Raw genomic sequence first — 18415 nt, forward strand, 5'->3', positions numbered from 1 at the left:
GATTTTAGGTTCGATCCCCCCTGCTCCCCTTGATAAGGTAGGGTTGATTCATGAATCAACCCTACCCTTGATAAGGGTGGTGTCTGATAATTTTTAACGCCTACCTACTTAAATAAAAATAATCTCCTGAATACTGTCTCCCGTCTCCTGTCTCCTGTCTCCACTAGGAAATTAATTTTGCACGACTATTCAGCCCCCTCAAGGCCATGAACCGAAGATAATGGCAGACAATTACTTAATTTTACTGATAACAGGCGTTTTTTCGGGCTTATTAGCGGGTTTATTCGGTATTGGGGGTGGCACTATCTCCGTGGCGATCCTGTTAAATTTGGGCTACAGTTACGGAGAATCGGTGGCTACCAGCAGTTTAGCGATCGTTTTCACTTCCCTAGGGGGTACGATCCAAAATTGGCGATTAGGTTCCCTCAAATGGCAGCGAGTTCTCCTCTTAGGTTTACCCGGGATTTTTACGGCATTTATCGGGGTCTATCTGGTCAAATCTAGCCCCAAACACCTCCTAGAAGCGGCTTTTGGTTGTTTTTTACTGCTCAATATCTATTTAACCAATCTCAAGCAAAATTTAAGCCAAAAAGAGCCAGTTTCTGCCCTTAGATTGCATCCTAATCTAGCCTGTCTGCTAACCGGAGGAATCGCTGGATTTTTAGCCGGTATTTTCGGAATTGGCGGTGGGGCGATCATGGTGCCACTACAAATGATTTTTTTGGCAGAAAAGATCAAAATCGCCATTGTCACCAGTTTAGGTGTGGTTTTACTCAATTCGATCGCCGCCTGTTTCGCTCATGCCCAAGCCGGTCATATTCTTTATCAAAAATTTGGGTTAAAACCCCGTCGTTTTATGACGGCTTTTCCTGATCTTTGATGTAGCACTTAAGAACTTCCAGTGGCGCACCTCTCAGTTATCAGTTATCAGTTATCAGTTATCAGTGGGTAAGTTATCAGTTATCAGATGTGAGTTTTTAAGTGTGCAGTATTAAATAGAAGTTTCCTACTGTCTTTTTACTGATTACTGATCACTGATTACTAACCGACTTGGCATTATTGACAGACCTAGTTAAAATATAGTACAAACACACACATCTTAACTCAATGAAAGCAAGGTATCAATACCGCATTTACCCAACAGACCAACAAAAGAGGTTTTTGTCTCAATTGTTCGGGTGTGTGCGCGTTGTCTGGAACGATACCTTATCTTATTGCCAAGAACTCTATCGACAAGGAGAGAAAAAACCTAAATACACTGAGTTATCTAAAAGACTAACTCAAGTCAAAAAAACAGAAGAAAAACAGTGGTTAACCGAGGTTTCTTCTATTCCTTTGCAGCAGTCCTTGAGAGACTTAGAGACAGCCTATTCTAACTTTTTTGCATCTTGTAAGGGAGAAAGGAAGGGAAAGAAAGTCAAACCTCCCAAGTTTAAAAAACGCAAATCTAAGCAATCAGCGAGATTTACCGATAACGGCTTTACCGTTAACCAACACCACGTTACTTTAGCAAAAATCGGTGATTTAAGAATAGTTTGGAGTCGTCCATTACCCTCTAAACCTTCTAGCGTCACCGTGATTAAAGACGCATCAGATCGCTATTTTCTTAGTTTTGTCGTCGAGATTCAGCCCGAAATACTTCCTAATAATGGGGAGTCAGTGGGGATTGATCTAGGGATTGCTACTTTTGCTACCCTCTCAACGGGGGAAAAGATAGACGCACCGAAACCGCTAAAGAAACGATTAAAACGACTAAGAAAAGCACAGAAAAACCTTTCTAGAAAACAGAAAGGAAGTAACCGACGGGAAAAAGCTAGGAAACGAGTAGCTAAAATCCATGCAAAGATTAAGGACACTCGCACTGATTTCTTGCATAAACTATCCACTAGAGTTGTTCGTGAAAATCAAACGATAATTTTAGAGGATTTAAACACATCGGGAATGGTTAAAAATCGTAAGTTATCCCGTGCCATATCAGACTTAGGATGGCGTTCTTTCCGAGATATGCTATCAGCAAAATCTGATAAATATGGGCGTGATTTTCGGATAATTTCCCGATGGGAGCCAACGTCTCAGCGATGTTCCTGTTGTGGGAATATCGGCGGGAAAAAAGCGTTAAATATCCGTGAGTGGGAATGTCTTTTTTGTGGAACTTTCCATGATAGGGACATCAACGCAGCAATTAATATCAAGGTCGCCGGTGGGCAATCGGAGACCTCAAAAAACGGACGTGGAGGAAAGTGTAAGACTTCTGTTAAAGAAGCAGCATCCCGTGAAGCGTCAACCCATCCGAAGATCGTTCAATTAAGTTTGTTCGATCTGCCGGTCATCACCGTCCGGCCCCGGCGGTGAGGATGTCAATTCTTCATCCGCGCTTGCTCTTAGACCGGATCAACGGACTGGTTAATTTCTAACCCTTCCACTCTCTCCCTGATGGGCTTTTTTCCGTGTTCATCAATAAAAAACGGAGAATACTTGACAAATTCGGGGGGGGGGGTAGGATTATGATGCTTATTACTATTAAGCAATGATTTATGGGGTATAAATAGCAATTTTTCCCCAGTATTAGCCATGAAATTAACTTGTCAATTAATCAAAAATGACTAATCAACTGCTAAAAGCCCTTTGCCTTCCTGCGGTGACTTGTGCCGTTTTCAGTGCCATTCCCGCCCATGCTGCCATTTTTACCGCTACCTATACGGACACTGTTTTATTTGCTGGTGGTGCCGATAACGTTGCTGCTGGTGATACTGCGGTTATTACCTATCAGCTTGACAATGGGGGAAGTTCCCTGTTCAACCAAACATGGACCGCGAGTAACATTGTGAGTGTCACCTTCAATTTTGGTAATGGGGCCCACGTTACCACCTTTAATCCTAATGGTGGTGATGGGTTGACTGGTGATATAGGAAGCTTTGTCACCAATGCCTTAGGACAATTAACGGCTGTTCCTTTCGTATGGTCTGATGAATCTGATGTCAATGTCGTCTCAACCAATTCTACACAAACACCCAGCTCATGGTCCTTGGATGGAAGTAATGCCGTTTACACTACTGATAATTTAGGCAACTTGGTCAGCTTGACCAATGTAGCAGGTAACATCGTTGCTGCTAACTGGACCATTCAACCTGCCCAGACACAGACAACCCCAGAACCAGGCACCGTTTTAGGCTTATTAGCGGTGGGTTCTCTGGGTGTATTGGCTCGCAAACGGCAATAAATGACCAATTCTGCTGTAAGGAAGGTTTAACAGCCTTCTTTTTTGGTTAGGGTGGCGGTATAGTGTTATCTCCCTTTTTGTATAGCTCTAACCTGTTTAACCTCTAACTCTAAGGCGGATGCGACTTGCTCAACACTTAACCCTAAGGCTAACAAACGGGGGACCGCCTCTAATGCTTTGTTTAGTCTGCCTTGCTCAATGCCTTGCTCAATGCCTTGCTCAATCCCTTCCTCGCGACCTTCCTCGCGCACATCTTGAAAATACTGAGTTTGTTTTAATTCATCTAAACTAAACATAGTTTCTATCTCCCGACGATAGGATTAACAGGACCTCCTAGACATGAGGACAGAAGAAGATTATCTCCCTTTTTGTATAGCTCTAACCTGTTTAACCTCTAACTCTAAGGCGGATGCGACTTGCTCAACACTTAACCCTAAGGCTAACAAACGGGGGACCGCCTCTAATGCTTTGTTTAGTCTGCCTTCCTCGCGACCTTCCTGACGACCTTCCTGACGACCTTCCTCAATGCCTTCCTGACGACCTTCCTGACGCGCTTCTTCGCGCACATCTTGAAAATACTGAGTTTGTTTTAATTCATCTAAACTAAACATAGCTTCTATCTCCCGACGATTGAGAAGTGGTAACTTATAAACGAGAATCGTCTCTATTAATTGTAAGAGTTCTTGCGGTTTTTGGTCGGGGGTTAATTCTTGCCTCACTCTTTGGATTAATTTTCGGGTGCTATCAATCGCTTTTGCTTTAGATAGGGTGATTAATTGCACTGTAGCTAAACCAATCGAAGTTTGAGGAATGTTTTCTAATTCATTCAGATAAATCCGTCTGACTCGCTCGGAGTTGAGGAGTTCCCGATAGCGTTGAATTTGATTGGTTTCTACTTGAGGGTTAGGATAGACAATCACACCCCGCCAATCATTGGTTAAGTCAGTTTTACTGAGATATAAGAATATTTCAGTGAAAAAGCGCTGATAAAAAGCCTCATCTTCTTGAAATTGTACCTCACAGAAGTAGATAGGAGTCTGGGGGTGATTATTTTGAGGCAGAAAGACTCCATCGAGACGAAAGGAAAGTTGTTTGACTTCCACTGAGTCAAAGCGGTAGTTATTGGCTTCGCTGATAGGGAGTTGAATTAATTCAAAGAAGATAGAGGGGAATGATTGAAAGAGTTGATAAAAAATCGTGTCAGTTTTCATGCTTTTATTTTACAAGGCGATCGCATTTTTTTATGTCCCTTTTTGTATAGCTCTAACCTGTTTAACCTCTAACTCTAAGGCGGATGCGACTTGCTCAACACTTAACCCTAAGGCTAACAAACGGGGGACTGCCTCTAATGCTTTGTTTAGTCTGCCTTGCTCAATGCCTTGCTCAATGCCTTGCTCAATCCCTTCCTCGCGACCTTCCTCACGACCTTCCTGACGCGCTTCTTCGCGCACATCTTGAAAATACTGAGTTTGTTTTAATTCATCTAAACTAAACATAGCTTCTATCTCCCGACGATTGAGAAGTGGTAACTTATAAACGAGAATCGTCTCTATTAATTGTAAGAGTTCTTGCGGTTTTTGGTCGGGGGTTAATTCTTGCCTCACTCTTTGGATTAATTTTCGGGTGCTATCAATCGCTTTTGCTTTAGATAGGGTGATTAATTGCACTGTAGCTAAACCAATCGAAGTTTGAGGAATGTTTTCTAATTCATTCAGATAAATCCGTCTGACTCGCTCGGAGTTGAGGAGTTCCCGATAGCGTTGAATTTGATTGGTTTCTACTTGAGGGTTAGGATAGACAATCACACCCCGCCAATCATTGGTTAAGTCAGTTTTACTGAGATATAAGAATATTTCAGTGAAAAAGCGCTGATAAAAAGCCTCATCTTCCTGAAATTGTACCTCACAGAAGTAGATAGGAGTCTGGGGGTGATTATTTTGAGGCAGAAAGACTCCATCGAGACGAAAGGAAAGTTGTTTGACTTCCACTGAGTCAAAGCGGTAGTTATTGGCTTCGCTGATAGGGAGTTGAATTAATTCAAAGAAGATAGAGGGGAAAGATTGAAAGAGTTGATAAAAAATCGTGTCAGTTTTCATGCTTTTATTTCTGAACTTCCCCCTAGGAATATACTAGCTATGGCTAAAAGTCTTACAGAGCCTGAGTTAAAATTTAATTTTTTAGTATTTCTGTATGGAGGCAGACCCTAATCATATATTGGCCTCAAAAACGGGACAATAGCCTTCGGCAACCACTTTAAAACCGTAGAGGGGAGAAGCGGGATTCCAACAGCGCTGACTTTTGTAGTGGACACAGACACGACAGCAATCCATCTCCTCTAAAGCTTTGGTGATGCGATTAGGACTCTCGCTTAATAATTCCCGTTGGGAGACTCCCCGCAATAATAATTCTTCCCCTTGCCAGCGAGCTTCCACCAGTCCCGTATCGGCGAAATTACTCCACCGGGGATCCCGGGTGATCGACTCTGGTAAAGTGATAGTGATGATCGAATCCGATTCATTTAATTCTCCCTCATAGTGACTGGGGGCCGGGGGTGTCGGTTGCATAAAGCGATCGCCAATAGGCAATTCTACCAGGGTTCCCACGGCCGGAGAATGGAGTTGATAACGGCTTTGTAATTCTTCTAAACTGGTCAAATCCGCTAGATATAGGGGCGAGCCATGGACGAACATGATATGCTGTGGTCGCAGGTTATGGATCAGTTGGGTGGTGTTGCGACTATCGCTATGTTCGGCCAGTAGATAGGTTTCTTGGCTAATTAATCCCGAACGCTGTGCCGCTTTTAATCGGGGATTCTCCAGGTTGATATCGTGCAGGTGTTGGGGAGCTAACATTAACCAAGGTTTATCCCCTTGCAGATATTTACTCACCTCCTCTAGGCGATCAATTAGTAAAATTATCGGAGTGGTTCCCCCTAGAGGTGTCGGTTTTTCTGGCAACCTTCGCAACCGGGGACAGATGCGCTCATCCCAAAATAAGGGCTGATGTTTGGCAAAATTCTGGACAGATGCGGGAAATTGTGGTAAAATTTCTAGGTAGGCATCGCAAGCTTTAGCGATCTTGCCCCCAACCCAGATATCAATGTCGCGGCCCGTGAATTGGTGGTGCGATCTCAGTAATTTTAAAATTTCTTGACCCAATCCCAAAGCGGGGACGGGTAGTAAGACATTTTGCCCCTCAGCGATCGCATGATAGATGCGATTCATCAACTGTTTTTCCTGCTGTCGTCGGTGGGGATGGCGTTCTGTGCCGTAACTGCCTTCAATAATCAGCACATCGGGGGATATTCCCCGCAGCAGATCGATCGATAATCCTTCCACCAGTTGAAAATTAGACAGGGAAAAATCGCCGGTATAGAGGACCTTATAGGTGCGTTTGGGGGTTTTGTAGGTGAATAGGACTACAGCAGCCCCAGGTAGGTGGCCGGCCGGAAAAATCTCGACGGTGAGATCATCAAAGAGAGCGATCGGCGATCGCCATGGCCAACCCTGACAGAAACTGCCGATTTCCTCGGCAGAATCGGGCCATTGTAGGGGCAGCAGTTGTACTGTCACCTCACTGGCATAAACTGGCAATTGGGGATAGGTCTGATGGAGAGCCATTAACCCACGGATGTGATCGCTGTGGGCATGACTACAGAACACCAGATCCACGGGTGGTTTTTTGTTTTGGGTCAGGGGTTGCATATCGGCCAAACCGCAATCTAAAAGTATGCGATAGGGACCGATTTTCAGTAGGAGACAAACCCCTTCCGACGCGTGACCGACACCAAAAGGTAAACAGGATAAAAGGGATTTTGACCCCCAGACGGCAGTAGAGCGTTGAACCATGGCAACCCTGATTATGATGACTGGTTAGTGAGCGGAACCATTGCCATCGTAGTTATCGCTATCGTAAAAACCGTTGCGGGTGCCGAAAAAGAGACAAGAGACGGTGAATACAGCCGTTAATGCCAACAAGATTAATTTGATGTCCATATAATTAGTGCAACTCCTCAGAGGGTATCTCCCCTCATACTAACCCAACTTTTTCGGTTGTTAGCAGCTAGGTTTCGGGTTTGACCATCGGCGCTCAACCTTTTTTAATAATCCAACTTACCAGTAATTTGTGATGATTTCATCAAAAACTACTGATAATTGTCGGAAGAATTAGCATCTTTTGTCATAATAGTCAAGAAAAATTAACAAAAATTTAGCCTGATTTTAAATTTTCCCTTTCTAAAGTGCGACGTAATGATAGGTGTCAATTGTCTCTTTTAGACATGAGGCAAAAGCAAACAAGTTATTGATTTTGACTCAGATTAGCTCAATTCAATTATAGTGAAATTTTACTATGAGTTTTCGATTAGAGTTGAAGGCTATTTAGTCAGATTATAAACTTAATTAAGGTTGATTAAAAAGTTTGTTAAACTTGGCTAAGTCATTGGTCTTTTCCAGAAGAGGATAACGAAGTGCTGTTTCATCGACTAGACTAGATAAATACTCATAAGTGTGACGAAGTTCATAGGCATTATCATCACTTTTTGCTTGGTTACACTGCCAGCATACCAGTTGTAAATTATCAAAATCAAACATTTTTTCGGGACAGCGGGCTTTATTAATTATATGATCGATAGTGACATAATTGGGATGAAAAAATATCTGATTGATTTGATTAATAACTTTTTCCCCTTGATAATTATTATATTCGTAACCCCTTTTGATAGCTTCTGACTGGGAAGAAGTTTTAAATTCTTCGCCATGTTTCATCTTTTTGCCACAAAAAGGACAGGGTTTTTCTTTGGCCATTATTCGATATTGATTCGGGCTAATTAATCCTTTTTGGGGATGTTCGATAACTGCTAGATGTTGATTAGCATTCCAGATTTCTGCAATTTCATCGGAGCTATATAATTGAGACAACTTTGATTTTGATATTTTAGTCATGGCAGTACATAATAATCATAATAAAGGATATTTAGCCAAGGCTTTATCTGCTATTTCATGCAAATTTTTCGAGATTTTTTCTAACTCTTGTTTTCCTTCCTCAGATATTTTTTTAGCTTTTTCAGACTCAATAACTGATAAATCAATGGCTTTGACAAGATTTCCCTTATTTAATTCATGCTCAAATAAACTGACAACTTTATAAGTATTATTTTTAAAATCCTGAAGAAGCTCCCAAGAGCTTTTAACCTTCCCCCAGCCGCTATTATAATAGCCCTTTTTTCTCGCTTGTCTTTGTTGCTCTAGGGAAAGGTCATGAAATAGTTCACTATTTCTTTTTTGCCATTGGCGATAGTTTATTTCTTCTAGTAACTTCATTGCTTGAGTTCCTGGTCATCTGCAAAGTAACGAGTGATTTCTTGCCACTTTTTATCGCCATAGTTATTAATAATATATTTTTTAATATCCCCCAGTTGTCTTCGTAGTTTATCATTAGTTTTTTCCAGAGATTCAACTGTAGAGATGGCTCGCTCTTTTATTTGTGTAATCCCATGCTGTTGTTGCTGAATAGTATTTTTTAGATCGCTCACCGCTAGATTATAACTGTCTTTATGAACTAATTCCTTTTCTAGTAAGGCCTGTTGACGTTCCTGGCCAGTTTTAGATAGACTAGCCTTTAACCATTGACCTAAACGATAAATCTCAGATTGATCAAAATCTAATAAATCTTGACGTAACTGCTCTAACTTTTCTAGCAATTCATTAACTTTTTCTTGCCAATAACTGACTTCTTGTTTAAGCTCAACATTCTGGTTGTATAAATTCTGATTACTTTTTCCTAACTGTTCAATTTTGCCCTCGTGTCTGGATATTTGCAAGGACTGATGTGAATTAACTTTGGCTCTATCATTTCGTTCTTGTATGATAATCTGGAACAATTCCGCCGCTACAGGATCATCAAGATGTTCTGCAATCCATTCTAGATGACGTGCTTTTAACCTATCGCTCAAATAGCCCTTGATTTCTATATGTTGTTCTTTCAATAGGGCTAGATTAGATTTAATGGTCATGACCGTAATTCTGACTTTAGTAACTTAATCCATAGTTATTTTAGTACAAGTATAAGCTTTTGGAAAAAAGCAATCTTATCGGTCAAGGTAGTTTTGCCTGTCTCTGGGAATCAACTCGGACTGGGTGAAGAAACAAAGGAAAATGGAAATTTTACCGATCTAGGGCTGGCCTTTGCTATAAGTGAGCTATATAGCGCCTCCTTGGCTAGTGAGGAAATTCTCAAACGCTAAAGCTGAGAGCTTACCGCTATAAATAAGCACACGAATCACCCAGACAGAGAAAATATCATGCGTATCGCTCACGATGTCACCGAATTGGTTGGCCGCACACCTTTAGTACAATTGAATCGGATTCCCCAGGCGGAGGGCTGTCTTGGCCGAATTGTGATGAAATTAGAAGGGATGAATCCCGCTGCTTCCGTCAAAGACCGCATTGGCACTCACATGATTAATAGCGCCGAAAAAGCGGGTTTAATCAATCCAGAAACCACGGTTTTAGTGGAACCCACCTCTGGCAATACGGGAATTGCCCTAGCGATGACTGCGGCAGCTAAGGGTTATCGCTTAATTTTAACTATGCCGGAAACGATGAGTTTAGAGCGCCGGGCGATGTTAAAAGCCTACGGTGCTACCCTAGAACTTACCCCCGGTCCCCAAGGCATGAAAGGGGCAATTTTACGCGCTCAGGAAATCGTTGATAGTATCCCAGGCGCTTATATGTTGCAACAATTTCGCAACCCTTCTAACCCGGAAATTCACCGTCTCACCACTGCTGAGGAAATTTGGCAAGATACGGAGGGACAGGTAGATTTTATTGTTGCAGGTGTGGGTACTGGAGGCACGATTACGGGAGTCGCTGAAGTGATTAAATCGCGTAAACCTAGTTTTCAAGTGGTTGCGGTGGAACCTTTCAATAGTCCGGTGATTTCTGGGGGTAATCCCGGTCCTCATAAAATTCAAGGTATCGGTGCGGGTTTTATTCCGGAAGTTTTACGCACAGATCTGATTGATGAGGTAATTACTGTCAGTGATGAGGAAGCTTTTCAATTTGGTCGTCGTCTGGCAAAAGAGGAAGGGTTGCTTTCGGGGATTTCTTCCGGTGCCAATCTTTGTGCCGCAATTCAACTGGCCCAACGACCGGAAAATGAGGGTAAATTAATTGTGGTGATTCAGCCTAGTTTTGGAGAACGTTATCTGAGTACGCTGATGTTCCAAAATATCGAGGATCGCCAGTTAACTTTGGTGTAAAAAAATATCGTCTTCAGCCTCTAGCAGTCAGCTTTAGTTGGGGGCTGATTGCTAATAGCAGAGAGCTTTTTAATCATATTTAAAGAGGGATTTTTTCACCTGTAGGGGTATTTGTAAAGGTTGCGGTTTGATTGTTTCTTGGCCAGAAAAATTATCGAGTAAAGCCGATCGCACTTGTGCATCGGTTTCTCGTGAGAGAAGATAGCGGAAGTATTCTTGGCATTGTTCTCGACGACTGGGGGAAAGTTCCATTTCACTTAAACGTCGGACTGCCATTAAGCGCATTAAGGGATCATTGACTGTTAATTTTTCTAACCAGCGATCAAAGTTTTTGGACTCATTTTGACCGCGATGGTCGAGAAAATGCCATCCTAGTAGGATTAAGGTCAAAACCGTGCCAAATCCTTGCAAAATTGAGGCCAGGGCCAACCAGCGATTTTCGGCATAGGTCCAAATTGCCACAGCGAGATAGGTGGCTAAACTGCCCAAACCGCCACAGACTACCGCTAAAGTTAACTTACCGCTATCGGCGCTGAAAAAAGCACGCCCCCACAGCCACAGCGATGGCCAGTTTTGACCCTGGAGATGGTAAACTCCGATCATCGCCCCCACCCCGGTTAAAGTGGCCAAAACTAACTGCCAATTCCACGCCCAGAGGATCAAAAAACTAGCACAAGCTGCCGCCCATGTCAAGAATTGACGGGTTTTTTTTGCGGCGAGAGTTTTCATGACTCGACGCTGCACAGAGGGAGAAAAATAGGGAGGAAGGCGGAATACTGAAGACACGGGAAGTTTTTCACTGAGGGTTTGATGATCACTATAGCCTGTTCTCAGGCAGACAGATCATTTTTCTTGGTAAAAATCTTCGTGGGAAAAGAGCGCAGTGCTAGGGTGGGCTAAAATTGCGATCGAGAATCGGCTAAAGTTCAGTTTGGCAAGCTTAGGTGTTAAGATGGTTTGCAATCAAACTCAACTTTTTTTAGTAATAAGTAGTTCGACAATATTCTGTAAACTTATATACATAAACCTAAAGAAATGTATGAATTTGCAGTCTTTAGGACAGCAAGTTCTGATCAAGGATTTAAAGTATTAAGTATAAATACTGCGCCTGATTTTACCTAGTCACGCCAGCTATCTAACTGATCTATTTCACTTCCGAACAGGGTTAAAACGTCCTTTGTCTCGGTTGAGTCTTGCGGTACTTTTGCAAGATGAGCTTACCTCTTTAACTCTGCAATCAAGGGGATTGCTCCTTAGAAATTTCCGTCGTCCAGATATTGGAGGAGTTGTCACCAGAAAAAGTCTTGGCAGTGATGGAGAGAAGGGATGCGATCGCTACCTTGTTGAAGTGAAATCTAGTGGCTTTGTCTGTTTCTCTTGCAACAATCGGTTCTTCGTTACTTGGTATGGTTCGATCGGGGGGCATAAATCGACTAAATTCTTATCTGGCAAGAGACTTTATTGATTAGTTCGTTCTAGATCGAAAACAATTGACAAATATCGCTAAATGTCATTCCCTATAAGGGTTTAATCTCTTATAATCCCGTCCCTTGCATAACACAAACTGAAGAACCTTAATTAATTTATTCAGAGAGGAATCGTCTGATTAAATCTTCCCGTGAAGACTCCAATAATAAACGACTAGACTCCATCGGTGATAACTTAAGCAACTCATCAATAACTTTTATTAAAGACTCATCCAATTCTCCAAACCTCACTTGCATTAAATTTTCAATAATTTGTCGTTGTCCTTGTTGAAGTCCTTCTCGTTTGGTCGCCTCTTTCCACTCTAAATAAGATTGAGATAAAGCCATAAATACCTCCCTATCTTCTGATTCTAAAAGATTGTTAATTTCAACACTCACACGCCAACTAATCAATAATTCCATGACATTTTGACGGAAGGAATCGCCAGAAGGCAACTCAAGCAACTCTCTCACCGCTTGGCTTTGGGTTTTCCCCCGTCCCAACAATCTTAACAGTAAAGTGTCTGGGGTAATAGGTAACTGATTAATCGCTATAATTGCCGTTCGGTGAGAAGGAGATAAAAAGTAAATCCCTTCTGTCCAGTTTTCCAGTTCTAATTTAGCATCAAAACTCTCTAGTATCTGGAAACTAATAGAAGTAGCCAAAATCCATAATCTAGGTAAGTCATCCTCGTTTAACTCAGTTTTTTCCCGTTTCCCTTTCCGTTGAAGTTCAGCGAAAATCGAAAACAATTTTAAGATACAGTTGCGAATTTCCGTTCGATTGGGAGCATTGCGAAAAGGCTCAAGCAAAGTGCTTGTGGTCACCATTTGCCCTAAAAGACCCAAAAATTGAGCATTTCCCCGCATATTAGGGTGAGGAGAGAAGAAAATATCCACCTGACGGGTTTCATCCGCCACCTCCTTGCTGACTTCCACCTTTCCCAGAGGAGACAGCAATTCTTCTAGGTATTGTTTGGCAAATTGATCGTGAGGTTGTCGAGTCATATCTTCAATCTTAGACCAGAAAAGACCGGACTGCAGCCGACCCAGTTCATAACCTCAGCTTATCAATGGCATAAGTAACAATATCGTCAAACCCCTTTACAAACCGATACAAACTCTCTAAGATAGAGACATCATCAATCAATCGTACCTCGATAACTTAATAGGAATCATAAACCAATGACCACCACTCTACAACAGCGCGAGAGCGCTTCCCTGTGGGAGCAGTTCTGTCAGTGGATCACCAGCACCAACAACCGTCTCTATGTCGGCTGGTTCGGTGTGATCATGATCCCCACCCTGCTCACCGCCACCACCTGCTTCATCATCGCCTTTATCGCCGCCCCTCCTGTAGATATCGACGGTATCCGCGAGCCTGTAGCTGGTTCTCTACTCTACGGAAACAACATCATCTCTGGTGCGGTTGTTCCCTCTTCTAACGCGATTGGACTCCACTTTTACCCCATCTGGGAAGCTGCTTCCTTAGATGAGTGGTTATACAACGGTGGTCCCTACCAGTTAGTCATTTTCCACTTCTTACTAGGTGTCTTCTGCTACCTCGGTCGTCAGTGGGAACTGTCTTTCCGTTTAGGAATGCGTCCTTGGATTTGTGTGGCTTACTCTGCACCTGTATCCGCCGCTACTGCTGTATTCTTAATCTATCCCATCGGACAAGGTTCTTTCTCTGATGGTATGCCTTTAGGAATCTCTGGAACCTTCAACTTTATGTTCGTGTTCCAAGCAGAACATAACATTCTGATGCACCCCTTCCATATGTTAGGTGTGGCTGGTGTGTTCGGCGGTTCTCTGTTCTCCGCGATGCACGGTTCTCTAGTAACTTCTTCCTTAGTGCGTGAAACCACTGAAATCGAATCTCAGAACTACGGTTACAAATTCGGTCAAGAGGAAGAAACCTACAATATCGTTGCCGCTCACGGTTACTTCGGACGTTTAATCTTCCAATACGCTTCTTTCAACAACAGCCGCTCTCTGCACTTCTTCTTAGGTGCATGGCCGGTAATCGGTATCTGGTTTACGGCGATGGGTGTTAGCACCATGGCGTTCAACCTCAACGGTTTCAACTTCAACCAGTCGATTCTCGATTCTCAAGGTCGTGTAATCGGTACTTGGGCCGATGTGCTGAACCGCGCTGGTATCGGTATGGAAGTAATGCACGAGCGTAATGCTCACAACTTCCCCTTAGACTTAGCTAGTGGTGAACAGGCTCCTGTAGCTCTGACCGCTCCTGCTATCAATGGTTAATTCCTAGTCTGAACGAAAAGGCACTCCCGCAAGGGGGTGCTTTTTTGTTGTTTGATTATACTTATATTTTCCTTTTTTAACGAAAATATGGGGTTATTTAACTCGATAAAATTGCTGTGTCAGTTCAGCTGCATCTTTAACCCAAAGGACAAGAGCGACTATAGAAGGTTAATAGATGAAGTTTTTGTTATGATTAAAACTGAGAGATTTTCATTAAGAGTTATAGTAAATCCCGTTATAATAGGGTGAATAAAGACGAGGAAATAAAATGCCCAAAAAAGCGTATTTAGCCGAACATCTAAGTTCAGAGGAACTGAAAGATAGATACAGAGCAAGTCAAGATTCGGTGGAAACAAGAAGATGGCACTTGTTGTGGAAAATATCTTTAGGATGGACAATAAAAAATGCGGCAGTAGCCGTCGGATTAGATTATCAATATAGTTTTAAAATTCTCAAACGATATAATGAGTTAGGAGAAGAAGGAGTTAAAAATCTCAAGAAAAAGAGTCACGAACATCGGAGAGGAAAAGAACCTCTACTGAAGGAAGAACAATGGCAAAAATTAAAAGAAGAACTGAAAAAACGTCCTGCCGATGGTGGAATATGGACTGGACCCAAAGTGGCTAGATGGATAGAAAAGGAAACTGGACGAGAAAAAGTTTGGAATCAAAGGGGATGGGATTACTTAAAAAAGTTTAGATATTCTTGTCAAGAACCCAGACCAAAACATAAAAATAGTAACCAATTGAATCAGAAAAATTTAAGCAGAATTTCCCAGTAAGACTCTAATAATTAAGAGATAAATTTCCTAATTCTCAGGTAGAGGTCTGGTTCTTTGACGAACATCGAATCGGCTTAAAACCGATTATTAGAAAAGTCTGGGCTCCAATAGGAGAAAGGCCTTCTGCCCTAGTGCATCCTCGTTATGAATGGTTATATGTTTACGGATTTGTTGAGCCAAAAACAGGAAAAACACTCTGGTATTTAATCCCAAGAGTTAATCATCAATGGTTAAGTTTAGTCTATCAATCTTTGGCAAAAGATGTCGTGTTATCGGCAGAAAAAATTGTCCTATTAGTACAAGATAATGCTGGGTGGCATAGAAGTCAAAAACTTGAAGTTCCCGATGGAATCATGCTCGATTTTCTACCGGCTTATTCGCCAGAACTACAGCCAGCCGAGAGATTGTGGTCTCTAGTAGATGAACCTCTGGTTAATCAGTATTTTGAGACGATTGAAGAAATAGAAGAAATTCTGATAACTCGTTGTCAGTATCTCGAAACAATGACTAATGAAATTAAAAACTTGACTAACTATCATTGGCTAACTTATGACTGATTGTTATCATCTTTTTAAAACAGGATTTAGTATGATTCGCTCAACCCAAGAAAAAGTACTAGACCGCTGTTGCATTCATCGCGTTTTATTAGCGGTAAGCTTGACTGCGATGTTCAATGAGCAAGACAATAACTTGAGATTGACTATCATCAACGATATAAATAACCCGATAGTCCCCGACTCGGAAGCGATACTTCCCAGCAAATTCTCCCTTTAATGCTTTAATTTGAGGGTGATTTTTGGGCGTTTCTTGAAGAATCTTTAAACACTTAGCAATCTTCTTTCTCAAGACTGAATCAGCTTCAGAATAAACTTTATTAGCTTTAGCTGTTAAACAGACTTTATAAATCATCTGAGTTTTTCCAATCAATGAGATGACCTGATTGTAAATCCATTTCAGCTTCTTTTAATTTTTCTATGATATTGGGAATTTCTCTAATTTCTTGGGTTGCTTGCTCACTCTCTTTATCTGATAAATAAGCAGCAAATTCTAGAATAGTCTTTAAATTTTCTAATGACAAGGTTTGGAGATATTGTTGAATTTTTTGCTGCATTAAATCAATCTGTGCTAATGTTTCAGAATCTAAAAAATCTTCTGAGGTCGAGAGATTTACTTGAACGTCAGTAATATTCATAGTTTGATAAATTGCTCCTTTTAAGTTGATTATATATATCTTAGCGAATTTTTCAAGCTAGGGCTTGCTACCTTGGAATCTAATCTGGGAATTGATGACCCTCAGCGATTCGCGTCTGGAGAGGTAATGTTTCTCCCTCTACATTTATACTACCCCAGGAGAGTCCTTCCACAGAATCAATACCACTGGCTACTTGATAACCACCCTGGAACGGTTATTAGCGACGCTTGAGTAAAACCCAACCACACCAATGTCGTCAAGAATGTTGGGTTTTGCTCAAACCATTGAATCGAGCAGTTTTCTCCTAAGTATTAAATCGCTCAACCCAAACTACAAGCTTCTATCTGATAACTGATAAGTACCTAAGCAAAATTAATTACACATATCTAACCACCTCTTGCCTCCTGCCTTTTGCCTTTTGCCTATCTTCACTAGGAAATTAATTTTGCACGACTACTTAACTGATAACTGATTAAGACTTCACTCCCAAGTTAAAGAAAATCGTTCCCCGACGCACAGAATTTTCGCTACCTTGGCTGCTAATGGTAAGAGAACGCAGATTATTAAATAAAGGCTTAATCGATAATTCTAACACCCGCACGATCGGAAATTTTGCCTCGATTACCGGTTGCAATTGTCGCCAATCGACGTAAAAATAACCATCATTTTCTGCGGGTAAAGCAGTAATTGCCTGTCGAAACTTACCACTACTTAAGATGGGGTTTTTCTGTGCAGATAAAGCTAAACCCATCGCTTCCACAGAACTAGCGATAATTTCATAATTATCGACCCTAGTATGCACTCCCGTCACGAGCGTCTCTAGTTGCGCTTTTCCCCCCGGGACCGCCGTGGTTAACTTTGTCCAAGCTGTCACCGTTCGATCGAGTAAAGGCAGATTAACCACATTATAGCCGCGACTGCGGGCCAACTCATCCAAATGCTCGATCGCACTGTCCACCTCTACCCCCATCACCCGTTCCCCTAGAAAAACACTATCGGGTTCCATCCCCTTTGAACTAGGCACGAGAGCGAGGCTATATTCGCCTCTAACCCAGCTAAAAACGTCTTCAGGCAAATTTAAACCTAAAGGCGATTGGAAGCGGTTTAAGACCTGTGTTATTAATTCCTGTAGGGGACTATCTGCTTCTAACCCCTCCTCTACCTGAGTCCAAAAACGATTTAAATCGCGACTAGCGGCGACTAAAAGGCTATTTTCGCCGATAAAAGATAATGCTCCCACGGGACTAGATAAAATTGGTGCTTGGTCATCCTGTCCTAAGACTCCAATTAAGGCAGTTTGAGCGACTATTCCCCCAGATTTGAGGGTAAAAGCCGTGGCTAATCGTTGTTTCGCTTCGGGACTCTCCGGGACGGGTTGATTCGCGATCCAAGCCGATAACGGGGGTAAATTGCCGTAAACGATAGCTATACGCGGTTCGGTGATATTTTTGAGAGCTTCTCGGTAATCAGGGCTATTTTTTAGGTTTAAATCCGGTACTTGCACGTTATTAAGTGCCTCGCGCAAAACCTTGATATTATTGGCAAAAAGCACCGTATCACCCACCACGGCACTAGCGAGAAAACGATTATTATCTCCTGCGGTCAAGGGACGTTGATAAATGAGGTTAACTCCCTTGTAGAGTTCAAAAACGAGGTCAAATTTGCCCGAAACCGCCTGTTTTGAGTAGGAAGCTTGCAGAAATTCCTTAGCGCGTTCACCATCTTTACTTTGAATTGCCAAAAGATAACCCGGTTGGATACCATTATCGGTATCGCGATCGAAATCTAGGGAAGTAACAGCGAGGGTAATTTCTTCCCCTAACCAGGGTTTGATTTCCTTTTGATAATTTAATCCCGTTTTACCGAGCAGACTTTTTTCTAAATCTTTAATTTGTTGGTGGGAACGTCGTCGATTAGCCGGTGTAGCGATTAATTGACCAAAAGACTCTAAACGTTCGGGATTGACCAACAAGGATACCATAACCGGGGCCTGTTTCGGCACAAAAATCGCCGCCATCGGTTCCCGCAGCACCCCACCTTTGAGCAAAGACAGAGGACTATCGGCGAGAATCCAAGCAAAACTGGCTGTAGCGACTACTAGGAGAATGATTACCGTCGCACCTAAAATATAGAAAAACGATCGCAATTTCACAACCTTGTCCCGAGATGAACCATTAGCTATTTTAAGCCAGCAATTGACCCAAGAATTTCGATCGCTACAATTCTT

Annotated in this window: 20 protein-coding genes and 1 pseudogene; 7 read left to right on the forward strand and 14 right to left on the reverse strand. The window is 42.1% G+C overall.

Features of this window, described 5'->3' with window-relative positions; translation table 11 throughout:
• Positions 1 to 220 precede the first annotated feature (220 nt).
• The 3 genes from myaer_RS04935 to myaer_RS04950 all read left to right on the forward strand — a co-directional run bounded on the left by myaer_RS04935 (position 221) and on the right by myaer_RS04950 (position 3220).
• Positions 221 to 880 carry a sulfite exporter TauE/SafE family protein gene (locus tag myaer_RS04935; protein ID WP_046661208.1) on the forward strand — a complete coding sequence of 220 codons (660 nt, stop codon included), beginning with the start codon at positions 221 to 223 and terminating at the stop codon, positions 878 to 880.
• 227 nt (positions 881 to 1107) lie between these two features.
• The gene (locus tag myaer_RS04940; protein ID WP_046661211.1) at positions 1108 to 2352 is read left to right on the forward strand and encodes an RNA-guided endonuclease InsQ/TnpB family protein; all 1245 of its coding nucleotides are present in this window, start codon (positions 1108 to 1110) and stop codon (positions 2350 to 2352) included.
• A 247-nt stretch (positions 2353 to 2599) separates the two neighbouring features.
• A complete protein-coding gene (locus myaer_RS04950; RefSeq protein WP_046661214.1) occupies positions 2600 to 3220 on the forward strand; it encodes a PEP-CTERM sorting domain-containing protein in 621 nt (206 codons plus the stop codon).
• A gap of 65 nt (positions 3221 to 3285) precedes the next feature.
• On the opposite strand, the pseudogene myaer_RS04955 reads toward myaer_RS04950, so the two are convergent.
• From myaer_RS04955 to myaer_RS04985, 8 genes and pseudogenes are all read right to left on the reverse strand, one after another.
• Positions 3286 to 3534: pseudogene (locus myaer_RS04955) on the reverse strand (flagellar assembly protein H); the annotation flags it as partial.
• A gap of 42 nt (positions 3535 to 3576) precedes the next feature.
• Positions 3577 to 4431: an Rpn family recombination-promoting nuclease/putative transposase gene (locus tag myaer_RS04960; protein WP_046661217.1), complete on the reverse strand. Its 855-nt coding sequence runs from the start codon at positions 4429 to 4431 to the stop codon at positions 3577 to 3579.
• Positions 4432 to 4461: 30 nt separating this feature from the next.
• Positions 4462 to 5316 (reverse strand): Rpn family recombination-promoting nuclease/putative transposase, encoded by an 855-nt coding sequence (locus tag myaer_RS04965; protein ID WP_046661218.1) that lies wholly within the window; start codon positions 5314 to 5316, stop codon positions 4462 to 4464.
• A 111-nt stretch (positions 5317 to 5427) separates the two neighbouring features.
• A complete protein-coding gene (locus tag myaer_RS04970; RefSeq protein WP_046661219.1) occupies positions 5428 to 7068 on the reverse strand; it encodes an MBL fold metallo-hydrolase in 1641 nt (546 codons plus the stop codon).
• Between the two features lie 24 nt (positions 7069 to 7092).
• Positions 7093 to 7215 (reverse strand): hypothetical protein, encoded by a 123-nt coding sequence (locus tag myaer_RS22295; protein WP_002737208.1) that lies wholly within the window; start codon positions 7213 to 7215, stop codon positions 7093 to 7095.
• 405 nt (positions 7216 to 7620) lie between these two features.
• Entirely contained in the window at positions 7621 to 8163 is a 543-nt protein-coding gene (locus tag myaer_RS04975) for an HNH endonuclease (RefSeq protein WP_046661221.1), read from the reverse strand.
• Positions 8164 to 8178: 15 nt separating this feature from the next.
• Positions 8179 to 8541, reverse strand: a complete 363-nt coding sequence (locus tag myaer_RS04980) for a hypothetical protein (protein ID WP_046661222.1) — start codon at positions 8539 to 8541, stop codon at positions 8179 to 8181.
• Positions 8538 to 9233 (reverse strand): hypothetical protein, encoded by a 696-nt coding sequence (locus tag myaer_RS04985; protein WP_046661224.1) that lies wholly within the window; start codon positions 9231 to 9233, stop codon positions 8538 to 8540. The genes myaer_RS04980 and myaer_RS04985 overlap by 4 nt, the downstream gene beginning before the upstream one ends.
• Positions 9234 to 9521: 288 nt before the next feature.
• Here myaer_RS04985 and cysK point away from each other — a divergent pair, with 288 nt between their 5' ends.
• Positions 9522 to 10481, forward strand: coding sequence for a cysteine synthase A (gene cysK / locus myaer_RS04990; protein ID WP_046661225.1), 960 nt, complete (start codon positions 9522 to 9524; stop codon positions 10479 to 10481).
• 69 nt (positions 10482 to 10550) lie between these two features.
• Here the strand turns inward: cysK and myaer_RS04995 are convergent, their stop codons facing one another.
• The 3 genes from myaer_RS04995 to myaer_RS05000 form a co-directional block, all read right to left on the reverse strand.
• On the reverse strand, positions 10551 to 11267 hold the full coding sequence (locus myaer_RS04995) for a hypothetical protein (RefSeq protein WP_046661226.1): 717 nt from the start codon (positions 11265 to 11267) through the stop codon (positions 10551 to 10553).
• A gap of 451 nt (positions 11268 to 11718) precedes the next feature.
• On the reverse strand, positions 11719 to 11907 hold the full coding sequence (locus tag myaer_RS21300; RefSeq protein WP_158524792.1) for a hypothetical protein: 189 nt from the start codon (positions 11905 to 11907) through the stop codon (positions 11719 to 11721).
• 157 nt (positions 11908 to 12064) lie between these two features.
• Positions 12065 to 12955, reverse strand: coding sequence for a hypothetical protein (locus myaer_RS05000; protein WP_046661230.1), 891 nt, complete (start codon positions 12953 to 12955; stop codon positions 12065 to 12067).
• Positions 12956 to 13132: 177 nt separating this feature from the next.
• On the opposite strand from myaer_RS05000, the gene psbA reads away from it, so the two are divergent.
• The 3 genes from psbA (at position 13133) to myaer_RS05015 (ending at position 15553) form a co-directional block, all read left to right on the forward strand.
• On the forward strand, positions 13133 to 14215 hold the full coding sequence (gene psbA / locus myaer_RS05005) for a photosystem II q(b) protein (RefSeq protein WP_002731626.1): 1083 nt from the start codon (positions 13133 to 13135) through the stop codon (positions 14213 to 14215).
• Positions 14216 to 14483: 268 nt separating this feature from the next.
• Entirely contained in the window at positions 14484 to 14996 is a 513-nt protein-coding gene (locus myaer_RS05010) for a helix-turn-helix domain-containing protein (RefSeq protein WP_046661231.1), read from the forward strand.
• A gap of 86 nt (positions 14997 to 15082) precedes the next feature.
• Complete coding sequence (locus myaer_RS05015) at positions 15083 to 15553, forward strand: IS630 family transposase (protein WP_235614847.1); 471 nt, start codon at positions 15083 to 15085, stop codon at positions 15551 to 15553.
• An 88-nt stretch (positions 15554 to 15641) separates the two neighbouring features.
• On the opposite strand, the gene myaer_RS05020 is transcribed toward myaer_RS05015, so the two are convergent.
• The 3 genes from myaer_RS05020 to myaer_RS05030 all read right to left on the reverse strand — a co-directional run bounded on the left by myaer_RS05020 (position 15642) and on the right by myaer_RS05030 (position 18340).
• The gene (locus myaer_RS05020; RefSeq protein WP_002733470.1) at positions 15642 to 15905 is read right to left on the reverse strand and encodes a type II toxin-antitoxin system RelE family toxin; all 264 of its coding nucleotides are present in this window, start codon (positions 15903 to 15905) and stop codon (positions 15642 to 15644) included.
• Positions 15895 to 16188: a hypothetical protein gene (locus tag myaer_RS05025; protein WP_046661235.1), complete on the reverse strand. Its 294-nt coding sequence runs from the start codon at positions 16186 to 16188 to the stop codon at positions 15895 to 15897. The genes myaer_RS05020 and myaer_RS05025 overlap by 11 nt, the downstream gene beginning before the upstream one ends.
• 472 nt (positions 16189 to 16660) lie before the next feature.
• A complete protein-coding gene (locus tag myaer_RS05030) occupies positions 16661 to 18340 on the reverse strand; it encodes a DUF3352 domain-containing protein (RefSeq protein ID WP_046661236.1) in 1680 nt (559 codons plus the stop codon).
• Between the last annotated feature and the right edge of the window lie 75 nt (positions 18341 to 18415).

Origin of the sequence: Microcystis aeruginosa NIES-2549, assembly GCF_000981785.2 — a bacterium.
GTDB lineage: Bacteria > Cyanobacteriota > Cyanobacteriia > Cyanobacteriales > Microcystaceae > Microcystis > Microcystis aeruginosa_C.